The 11,679-nt window shown below is 40.2% G+C and carries 4 protein-coding genes; 1 reads left to right on the top strand and 3 read right to left on the bottom strand.

Features of this window, described 5'->3' with window-relative positions; genetic code table 11:
* Positions 1-2,034: Ig-like domain-containing protein (locus ACYVGZ_RS05140; RefSeq protein ID WP_460752142.1), on the bottom strand; the 2,034-nt coding region annotated here is incomplete at its 3' end.
* A 516-nt stretch (positions 2,035-2,550) separates the two neighbouring features.
* On the opposite strand from ACYVGZ_RS05140, the gene ACYVGZ_RS05135 reads away from it, so the two are divergent.
* Positions 2,551-3,180, top strand: coding sequence for an OmpA family protein (locus ACYVGZ_RS05135; RefSeq protein WP_460752139.1), 630 nt, complete (start codon positions 2,551-2,553; stop codon positions 3,178-3,180).
* Positions 3,181-3,426: 246 nt separating this feature from the next.
* Here the strand turns inward: ACYVGZ_RS05135 and ACYVGZ_RS05130 are convergent, their stop codons facing one another.
* Both ACYVGZ_RS05130 and ACYVGZ_RS05125 read right to left on the bottom strand, forming a co-directional pair.
* Positions 3,427-8,262 carry a retention module-containing protein gene (locus ACYVGZ_RS05130; RefSeq protein ID WP_460752136.1) on the bottom strand — a complete coding sequence of 1,612 codons (4,836 nt, stop codon included), beginning with the start codon at positions 8,260-8,262 and terminating at the stop codon, positions 3,427-3,429.
* A 389-nt stretch (positions 8,263-8,651) separates the two neighbouring features.
* Complete coding sequence (locus ACYVGZ_RS05125; protein ID WP_460752134.1) at positions 8,652-10,964, bottom strand: methyl-accepting chemotaxis protein; 2,313 nt, start codon at positions 10,962-10,964, stop codon at positions 8,652-8,654.
* Positions 10,965-11,679: the final 715 nt, after the last annotated feature.

The following is an 11,679-nucleotide window of genomic DNA, read 5'->3' as shown; positions in this document are numbered from 1 at the left end:
GTTGTTGACGATGGACACCGTGCCTTGCCCTGAAATCACTGTTGGGCTGGACACAGTAAAGGTGTCGCCCACATCCACATCCGATACATCGGCTAAAACATTCAAGGTAATGCTGGTATCTTCGTTACCCGAACCTGTGGTGTCGTTGGCCACAGGGTTATCGTTCACCGCATTCACGGTGACGCTGACAGTGGCGGTATCACTGCCGCCGTTGCCATCTAACACGGTATAACCGATTTCAGCGGTGCCGTTAAAGTTCAGTGCAGGTACATAGACGATTTCGTTGTTGACAATGGACACCGTGCCTTGCCCTGAAATCACTGTTGGGCTGGACACACTAAAGGTGTCGCCCACATCCACATCCGATACATCGGCTAAAACATTCAAGGTAATGCTGGTATCTTCGTTACCTGTACCTGTAGTGTCGTTGGCCACGGGGTTGTCGTTGACCGCATTCACAGTAACTGTGACGGTAGCCGTATCACTGCCGCCATAACTGTCACTAATTATGTAATCAATTTCCGCTGTACCACTAAAGTTGTTCGCAGGAGTGTAGAGAATTTGATTCGAAGAAATGGATACAGTGCCTTGACCAGAAACTAATGTAGGCGCTGATACGGTCAAACTATCTCCATCAATATCATTTCCCTGTGCAGCAACATCCAAGAGAATAAAATTGTCTTCATCAACTGAGCTATTCGAGTCGTTTGCTGTTGGAGCGCTATTTACATATAAAGTTACAGTAGCACTTTCAACCGTACCGTTTGATGTTACTGTATACACAAAGCTATCGGACCCATGATAGCCAGAATCCGGTGTATAGGTATAATTACCCATGCCATCATTTGTGATAATTCCGTTGTTAGGTGAAGAAACAGCTGTAATCGCTGCAGAAGAGTTCTCAAACGTATCATTAGCCATTAAATTCAACTGAATCGCAGAATCAACTGGCGTACTCAATATATCTTCAACTATGTCCGCTACTGGACTAATAGTTAATGGTAAATATGCCGTTACCGTAACAGGTACAATTGGAAAGCTATCCGTAAGGTTAACGGTAATATTAACCAGCCCATTATAGTCTTCATCAGGTGTATAAATTAAACTATTCAAAGCAAGGTTCACATCGGCCACTGAACCCACCAATGTCACTGTTGAATCATTAGAGCCCGTTCCTTCAGTCAATGTAACATCTGCAGTTTGAGTTAATGACAAACTTCCTAACGGAACACTTAAATTAACCTCAGCAACAGATCCATTTAGGTCACCGACACTAATCTGTCCAACTCCTAAATCTGCAAACACTAAAGGCTGGTCTTCAGCAAACAAAGAAATAGTTGGTATTGAAATAACAGGAACTAAGTCTAAATTCCCTTGCCAACTCGGTGCTTCATATTCAATGGTTTCAATACCTCCAATTTGAAACTCAAGCTCCCAATCACCATCTTTTCCCGTTAAATCATCTGAGGCTGCTACATCACTATTTAACGCCGCTGCGACGGCCTCGAGCGTACGTTGCCCTTCTTCACTCGATGCCAACTCACAACCATATAAGAGGATATCAGCATCATATGACAGGGCTTGGCTAATTATTTCCAATTCATCTATATAAAGGGTTGAAATAGTTTCTTGATTAAGAATACTTGTCCCTAAGATTAGTCCACCAGAATCCGTGGCATGAGATAAAATATGTAGGTCTGTTACGCCTTGGTAGCCTTGTACTAACTGTGCTAATTGTTCAACCCCATTTTGCTCACCATTTATAGTAATCAAATGGGCTTCAGGTGGGATGCTCGCCGTTAGAACTTCTAAGTCTTGTAAGTCATCGGTTACAACATAGACTGAGTGAGTAATAGATACAGCCTGTGAAACAGCGGTTGCATCTTTAGTTTCGCTAACAATTTCTGCTTCTATTGTTTTGTCATGCATTGCCAAATCATAGGTATCAGCAAAGGTATCTACCGCTGCACCATCGAATAAAATCCGTCTATCAATAACCACTCGAGAATTTGATTTAACCGCCGACCCTTGCATGCATTGCTCCTATCCACTTTTACTTTACTAATAAAGCTATGGCATGGAATGCACATTTACGAAAAATCGCGGACATTTTTTTGTAATAAATAGCCAACTTATGTTTCGTAACGTTGCCAAAAATACAAATTCAACTTTTTTTGTGCTTAAAGTTAACAATCGACTGGGTTTTAACCTTAAATCAAACTTATGTTACATTTACAAACACAACAAACCGGTAAAACTACACCCACTTACCCATAGACACAATTAGCCCACTATTATAATTTCAGCGTTTGAAAGCACCTTCAAATAAAGCAAAACACACACAAGATACTTATAAGCCATTAAAATTATTATCTTTTTATCTCTTAACAGCTTTTTTAGATGGACGAACTTCTTCTCAAAGCCAGATGTATTTTACATTCTGATACAAATCTGGCTTTTTTATATATAAATACACATTTCTTACGGATAATTGATCTCTTCATCCGTTAAAATTAGTTATGTTAATTAATCAGACTAGGAGTGAATGACATGAAAAATTCACACAAGAAAATTGCCATCGGGGGTATGTTGCTAGCTTTAAGCACTAGTGCTATCGCTGAAAGCCTGTATTCATCAAATCCTAGGGCTAGATTGATCGATTCAGATAAAGATGGCGTGATCGATGTTCGTGATCAATGCCCTAACACACTTAGAGGAGCTGCGATTGATAATAACGGCTGCCCTGCACAATCTAATAAATTGTTTTCTGTGAAATTAAACGTTTTATTTGATTCTGGTAAAGCAGTCGTTAAACCAGCGTTCTATCCAGAGCTAAAAGAGTTAGCTGATTTCCTAAGAAGTAACCGTTTAGCATCAGTTGTGATTGAAGGTCACACTGACGATGTTGGCTCTGATCAATTGAACAAAACACTTTCTCAACAACGCGCGACCGCCATTGCTGACGTTTTGATTGACAATTATCGAATCCGTCAAAGCCGTGTTAAAGGTATAGGCTACGGTGAAACACGTCCAATCGATGACAATAATACAGAACAAGGCAGACAGAATAACCGTCGTGTTGTCGCTGAGGTTTTTGCTCGTCAGACACAACAGAAAGAGAGATGGACTATTTACAGTGTAGATAAAGCTAACACTTCTGCTTTTAATACCAAATACTAAATCTAAGGTGTATTGGTTAACGCCCTGCACCTTTGAGCCTTTAATCTCATCCTCTCAGGTCTCTTTGATAATTTCCGCATCTATTGGCGAGTCATTCCTGTACCTTCTATCTATTGATGTGCCTTTTACCCTTGTTGATAACCTTAACACCTGATTTTTCAAAAGTTTAATCCACTCTAAGCCTTAATACACTACATCAAAAAAGGGGCTTAAAATGAAGCCCCTTATAGCAGCAATAGATGTCTATCAGCCATCTAGTCCAATCACAAATTCCTCATTATTATAAATCACTTTCAGACCATCAGAGCCATTAGTGACCCCATCTCCATTACTGTCTAAGTGTCCATCAGATTTAACAAAATTGGCCACCTTCATATCTTCAATCTTAATATCGCCTTCTTCGGTAATTTGAATACTGTCTTCCAGAAAATCTTTAATGGCTTGAGTGCTTGAGTCTGTTGTCGGCTTACCATCCAATTGCTCCAATAAAGAAGTAAGATCTAAAGCGTCTTGTGAGGAGTCAAAATCAGTGATCGTATCAAGGTTAGCAACATCTGATACAGGCTTAACTATAAACACATCCTGACCAGCCCCCGAAGTAAGCTCATCACTTGCTTCATCATCACCACCAAAAATCACGTTATCAGATTCTGTCCCTACCAGAACATCACTGGTTTCTGAACCAATTAAAAAGTCAGGTGCCTCACCTAAAGCTAAAGAAGCCCCATGACCGTCAGGTGCTGATACATTTATAGCCACAGTAGCGCTACTAAAGCCGCCTTCACCATCTTCAACGGTATAATCAAAGCTTGCAGCCCCATCAAAGCCAGGTGATGGAATAAACCTAACCACACTTGATTCTGAAATATATGCATAGCCATTTTGCACGTTATGAATTCCAGTTACATTCAATAGGTCACCATCACTATCCAGGTCGTTTTCTAGCAATGTATCTAATCGAATTTCGAGCGCTCTATCACTCATAGTTGTTAACGGAGGGACTGCTGAACTGCTTAACATGGACGCATCGATTACTGAATAAGTATTGCCACCGTCAGAACTGATCTTAGGCTGGAAGACATAGCGACCACCTTGATCCCACCACACCATGTTTACAGATTGATAACCTGATTCTGTCACGGTAAATGAGTCAAAAATATCTGTCTTGGGCGCTTGGTTTCTATTAACTGACGCAACATCTTCCTCATTTACCAAGATTTGATAACCATCATCCGAATAAACTTTAAAGTTATAAGTGCCTGCTTCTAAGTAGATATAGCCATTTAGGTGCAATCCTCCATCACTATAATTCTCTGGATCTACATTAATGGTGATGTTGTCGTCACCTAAGAAAGTTTGTAGATTAGTTCCTTTAGCAACACCTCCAGAGCCGATTTGATAGTCTATGTTTGATGCAATAAAGGTAGCATCCGCCTCTTTACTATCAACCACCGCTCTGAAGTCCGCGATGTTTCTGATTTGCGAATTGGTTCCATAATATTCGCCAACAAGCCCACTACTAAAGGTATTTGCATCGTTCATCGCCAATGGCTGACTATTTGTGCCAATAACATTAAGACTTATTTGTTGAGTGACCGTATTTTCGCCATCACTCACTTCAACATCTATGACGAGTTGCTCTACTTCATCTAACAACAATGAAGCATATTGATCATGTGATGGATCGAAAGACCAAGAACCATCATTATTAAGTGTAAAACCATCAGGGGCATTGCCAACAACATGATAACTTAACTCATCACTATCGATATCGCTTGCATTTACACTTCCTAATAATACTTCGGAGCCCTCATCTACATTATGCTCTACAGTAGCCGCCACTTCAGGAGTATCATTTAACCCATTAATATTTACAGTAATTTTATATTCGGAGCCATCTGTCGCAGTTAGTATAAATCGCTCTGAATAAATACCACCCTCAAGTGTTTGCCCTCTAGCAATATCATAATGGTATGCCCATGTTCCCTCCCCCAGCTCACTTGCTGACTCTACATAAATTAACGTGCCGTATTCTCCTTCAATAGTTATAGACTCAAATACCGGATTATCACCGTCATCGATGTCGCTAATTGAAAGAGAGAATGGAATCGCGGGAATAGGAATATCTTCGCTAAAGGCAATTTGTTGATTAGGCTGTGCAATAACTGCTTTATCATCTTGCCCTCTAACAACAACACTAATGGTCTCTGAAACACCATCAGTTGTGGTAACAACAAAGTTTTCTGTTAACGTTTGTCCTAACGCAAGATGCTGCAAGTCATTAGCTGCATCAACAGTATAAGTCCATGAACCTGAAGAGGTGATTGACAGACTACCAACCGTTGAACCAATACTGGCTACTTTCTCTGTATCAAATTCAGTTGAACTGTCAATATCGTTAATTGTTAGAGTTCCAACTGTATAAACAAGCCCTTCAGTATTAACTCGGTTATCTTCCTCATAAACAAAAGAGCTAGTATCACCGGAGATAGTCGACAAGTCGTCAACAGATTGCACGCTAACATTAACACTTGCAGAGGTTGTATCGATACCATCTGTGACGCTGTAATTTATAGTCGCGCTTCCATGAAAATTAGCCGCAGGTGTAAACATTACTTGGTTGTTTACAATACTCACCACCCCTTGCTCAACAGGTATTGATACCTCAGTAAGAGTCAGAACATCGCCATCCAGATCAGTATCATTTGATAAAACATCAATGGCAATTGAATTAGAATCCTCCAACACATTCACTATATCATTTACAGCCACAGGCTCATCATTTGAGCCAGAGACGGTTAAGTTAATGGTTTGAGTGGCTGAACCACCGTTGCCATCACTGACAGTAACTTCAACTGACAGGTTTTGAGTGTCGCCTACACCCAGAGCATCGTATGCTGCGTCTGTTGGATCAAACGACCAAGCTCCCGTTGTTTCATTTAGGCTAAAGCCAGCAGGCAGGTTTGTCGCTGAATAACTTAGCGTATCGTTCGTATCCACGTCTGTTGCAGAGACAACGCCTGATACGACAGGACCCGCTTCACTTGCAGTTTCTGTAATAGTACTTACTACCTCAGGAATATCGTTCGAACCAGAAACAGTTAAGTTAATGGTTTGAGTGGCTGAACCACCGTTACCATCACTGACAGTAACATCAATAGACAAGTTTTGAGTCTCACCCACACCAAGAGCATCGTATGCTGCGTCAGTTGGATCAAACGACCAAGCGCCGGTTGTTTTATTTAAGCTAAAGCCAGCAGGTAGATTTGTCGCTGAGTAAGTTAGCGTATCGTTCGTATCCACATCGGTTGCGCCAACCGTACCAGTGACCACAGGACCCGCTTCGCTCGCACTTTCAGCCACTGAACTGACCACTTCTGGCACATCGTTTGAGCCTGAGACGGTTAAGTTAATGGTTTGAGTGGCTGTACCACCGTTGCCATCACCGACAGTAACTTCAACAGACAGGTTTTGAGTCTCACCCACACCAAGAGCATCGTATGCTGCGTCAGTTGGATCAAACGACCAAGCTCCCGTTGTTTCATTTAGGCTAAAGCCAGCAGGCAGGTTTGTCGCTGAATAAGTTAGCGTATCGTTAGCGTCCACATCGGTTGCGCCAACCGTACCAGTGACCACAGGACCCGCTTCGCTCGCACTTTCAGCCACTGAACTGACCACTTCTGGCACATCGTTTGAGCCTGAGACGGTTAAGTTAATGGTTTGAGTGGCTGAACCACCGTTGCCATCACTGACGGTAACATCAACAGACAGGTTTTGAGTGTCGCTAACGCCTAAGGAGTCATAAGCAGAGTCAGTAGGATCAAACGACCAAGCACCCGTTGTTTCATTTAAGCTAAAGCCAGCAGGCAGGTTTGTCGCTGAATAACTTAGCGTATCGTTTGTATCCACATCGGTTGCGCCAACCCTACCAGTGACCACAGGACCCGCTTCGCTCGCACTTTCAGCCACTGAACTGACCACTTCTGGCACATCGTTTGAACCAGAGACGGTTAAGTTAATGGTTTGAGTGGCTGAACCACCGTTGCCATCACTGACAGTAACATCAACAGACAGGTTTTGAGTCTCACCCACACCAAGAGCATCGTATGCTGCGTCAGTTGGATCAAACGACCAAGCTCCCGTTGTTTCATTTAGGCTAAAGCCAGCAGGCAGGTTTGTCGCTGAATAACTTAGCGTATCGTTTGTATCCACATCGGTTGCGCCAACCGTACCAGTGACCACAGGACCCGCTTCACTTGCGGTTTCTGTAATAGTACTTACTACCTCTGGAATATCGTTCGAGCCAGTAATAGTGATGTTAATAACTTGATTTATTGTATTGCCAAACTGATCTTGAATAGCAATGGTAACTGGCAAAACCTGTTGCTCACCTTGACCAAGGCTTTGGTAGGCTGAATTAGTTTGGTCAAATACCCAAACACCACTTGCAGCATCAAGCTGAAAGCCGGCAGGCACAGCACCTCTGACAAAGTAGGTTAATTCAGAAACAACACTTTGTGTGGACCCTTCAATAGAATCTTGAACCAAACGATTCGTAGCCAAACCAGTAGTTTGGTAGCCAAATGAAGGTAATTGTAAGTAACCTATATGGCTACCTTCTGTATCGAAGCCAAAACCTGCTAAAGCATGACTACTATTTCTATCCACATTAACTGAAACACTTTGCTCATTATAAGCAGCCGATTCTTCACCTGCGGCAGGAGCCTCTTGAATTTGCGTTGGATCCTCGCCAGATAAAATAGCTTGCTGTAATGCCAACACATCTTGGTTAGGATCAAACTCTCCGTTTTGCAGATCTATCCATTCGCTTAGCACCTCTTCAAGATTAATAACGTCTTTTGGGTTAAAGTAAATGGTTTCAGCAATGTTATTAAAAAAGACAACCTGTCCACGGGCATGGTCACCAGCATGAAGAACATCATTGACGAAAACCATAGTGTTTTCATTAACTAGATTTTGACTCCCATCTGCAGAATGTATTTCAACTACACCTTCTACCAGTTTTAGGTAGCCAATTGGCTTGTTGTAGCTAGCTACTTCAGAAATTAGACTATCACTCATGGGAACCACCTTCACTCTTCTAACTTAGTGTTTTGTATAGTGATTCAAGATATATAAGGGTCTAAAGATACGCTATTGTACTATGGTACATCGCTAACAATTCATAACATAGATGGTGCAATGTGCAAGAAAAGCCAAAAAGGTTAAACGAAAGCAACTCAAACAGGAAACTTAACAAGTTTATAGAAGATCAATACAATTGCCCGCATTTTCACACAGAAAGCAAACTTGTATTTTTTATACCTCATTCATCGCAAAAACATAAAAAAACATTTATACAAAAATAAACATTGAACATATCATTGATTGAGCGTACTTACTCTCTCTTATATAAAAAAACACCTTACTTGGAATGAGTAAGGTGTAAATAAATATCATTATTCAATCAATCAAAACTGATACTTTTTAGCAAGTGATTGCAGCTTCTTACTTAGTTTTTCAAGCCCCTTACTTGCCTCATCAACAGCTCGCGCATTCTCCAAAGATAGCTGCGCTGTTTCATCGATACTTACGACATTTTTATTTATATCATTAGCAACTAACCCCTGCTCTTCAGCAGAGCTTGCTACCTGCAGGTTCATATCTAAAATCTGCGCGCTAGATTTCTCAATTTCTTGTAATGCTACATAGGCTGTTTCTGAATTCTTAACAGTTTTCTCTGCTTGCGTATTATTTTCATTGATTGCCAAAACTGCACTACTACTTCTACTTTGTAAACCACGAATTATTTGGCTAACCTGCTCTGTTGAGTCCTGTGTTCGCCCAGCCAACGTCCTCACTTCATCAGCAACTACTGCAAAACCTCGTCCTTGCTCACCAGCTCTTGCAGCTTCAATTGCAGCATTAAGAGCTAGTAAATTTGTTTGCTCAGCAATATCACTGATCACTGTTAGAATTTGCGATATTTTATCGCTATCCTCACTAAGCTCGTGTATAACTTTGCTTGAACTCTCAAGACCATGTTGAAGCTCTCTGAGCATATTTTGTGTTGACTTAACCACGTCGTTACCAGTTCGTGCTGAAGAATCCGTTTCCTGAGCAGCTAGGCTTGCAAGTGATGTATTGCTAGCAATTTCATTAACGCTAGCCACCATCTCATTCATAGCAGTCGCTAGCGATTCTGTCTCAATTTTCTGCTGATTAGTACGGGACATAGTTTCTTTTGCGGCACCGGATAGCCGATCTGAAGAGTCACTGATACTATTCGATGCTTGTAAAACTTCAGAAAGAATTCCGCTAAAAGCAGAAAGCAACTTATTCAATTGAGAACTAATTTTTGATATTTCATCATTACTATGCTCATTAACAGTGGCCCTTAAACTAAGATTGTTTTGGGTGAGAACCGAATCAATAGTGTTATTTAAATTTACTATAGGCTGAGTCAAACGCTTAGAGAAGTAATATCCTATAACAGCTGCAATTAAAGAAAAGACACCCACACCTAATAGTGAACTCAGTAAAATTGTTTGAGATAATGCACTTGAGTCTGCAAAGGCTTCCTCTGTATCAACTTCACTCAAAACCGCCCAATTCAGACCAGGAAAATTTAAAGGCGCATAAGCAGATAAAACGCTCACATTTCGGTAGTCTTTAACGACCTTATAACCGGATTCACCAGATAGCGCGGCTTTAACAGAAGCGGTATTGATAACCTGTAAGCCAATATTTGACTCCAAAACCCTAATACTTTCTAACGTTTCTTCATCTACACCAGAACTACCAATTGCTTTCAAATATGTTTCTTTATCTTCAACCAAAAATCGACTTATGCTTCTAGCTTTTGAATCATGACCAACTAAGTAAGTTTCACCTGAATAACCTAAACCGGATTCAACCCAACGCCCTTTACTTGTCATCACTTCATTAATTTTATCGATTGGTAATTGAACGACAATAGAACCTAGGAGCTCTCCTTCATTATTCTTTATCGCGTGGGATATGAAAGCTGCAGGAGCTTCAAATGAAGGGGTATACGTTTTAAAGTCCACTATATGGCTATTACTAACATTTCCAATTGATAGTTTATAAGCCTCAGCAAGGCCTGAACTAGAATAAGGGCCATTGATTAACGAAGTTGCAAAGTCAACCTCTTTAAATACGCTATAAACAACGTCTCCTTTTGCTGAGATTAAAAAAACATCATATAAAGAAAATTTTTCTAGGAAACTGCGTAAATAAGAGTGATATTTCGAATGGGCTGAATCATAGCTAGAAAGCAAGCCAGCATCATTCATGAAATGCTTCTCTCCCATTTCATGAGAATTCAATGCTATATAATCATTTTGTAATGCTTTACTTTGAGGGCTTAGCTTTTGAACCAAAGCGCTTATATCAAGGGCCTTATTAGTATTTCTCTCATCAAACTTTTCTTTAAACTGGCTTGAATAGAAATTATTAAGAGACTCAAAGTCCTTACTATCGGCAAACCGATATTCATAATAAGCATTTGAAAAATCTGATAAAGCATCAGCTAAGTATGGGTTAGAGCTTTGCGCTATCACTAGATCATCAATATATTTTAAATAATCGTAAATAGCGTCTAATTTGGATTCACGAATCGCAACTAATTTTTTCCTGTAGGATTCATCTAGAGCTTTTTTAGAATCAGATGTCGTTTTTACATAATTAAATGTCGAAAATGCTATTAAAGAAAACATACTAACACTTAACATCATTAAAACAGTCTTAAATTTAATAGACATAAATAAACTCGTTTAAATCCTTCCTTTTTTTGAAGCCTTTTTACCGAAAAAAAGATAATAAGTAAAGTGAGTCATTATTAAAATAGCAATAAAAAAAACTTCAAAAATAAAGCAAAACCATCGGTTAATTTCATATTTTTATCTATGAAAGAAATTAAAGACTGCCTTATTGTGTTTTTAAAGTTAATTATTCTGCTTTTCTGCATCTAAAAGACACAACCCTCCTCATCACATTGTTACTTTCGAACGCACTACTTGAAAGCAAACTGTTAGGAAAAATATAAACTAGCAAGACAATTTTTAGCTGACTTCCAGTTTGTTCCAGTATTCCCTCAGAAGCGACATTTTAGACAAACCTTTGTAGATAACTTTGCAGAATTCAAACTGACACTTCAAACTCCTAAACGGGCTCTCGACTTTAGCCCTGATACTCACCTTTAAGTATTTCGTTCAGATCAGCGGTTTATTTATTCGAAGATGCCCAAGAGCGTATCTTGCTAGGCATCTCAGTCACAAACCAATCGACTTTCTTATCTTTTATCTCTATGAGTTTTTCTATACCGCGCAAGTCATAGTCCGCCAATACAAATATGTAGTGGTTCAATAATCCCGGACACCCAAATAAATGGTAAGCTTGCCACAACAGAGGTGTCCAATGAAAAAGAAACGTCGATCATTCACTCCAGAATTCAAACTTGAAGCTGCAAGCTTAGTT

The sequence above is a fragment of the Marinomonas epiphytica genome (assembly GCF_054780655.1).
The sequence above is the reverse complement of the archived record's forward strand: the minus strand, read 5'-3'. Positions and strand labels throughout refer to the sequence as shown.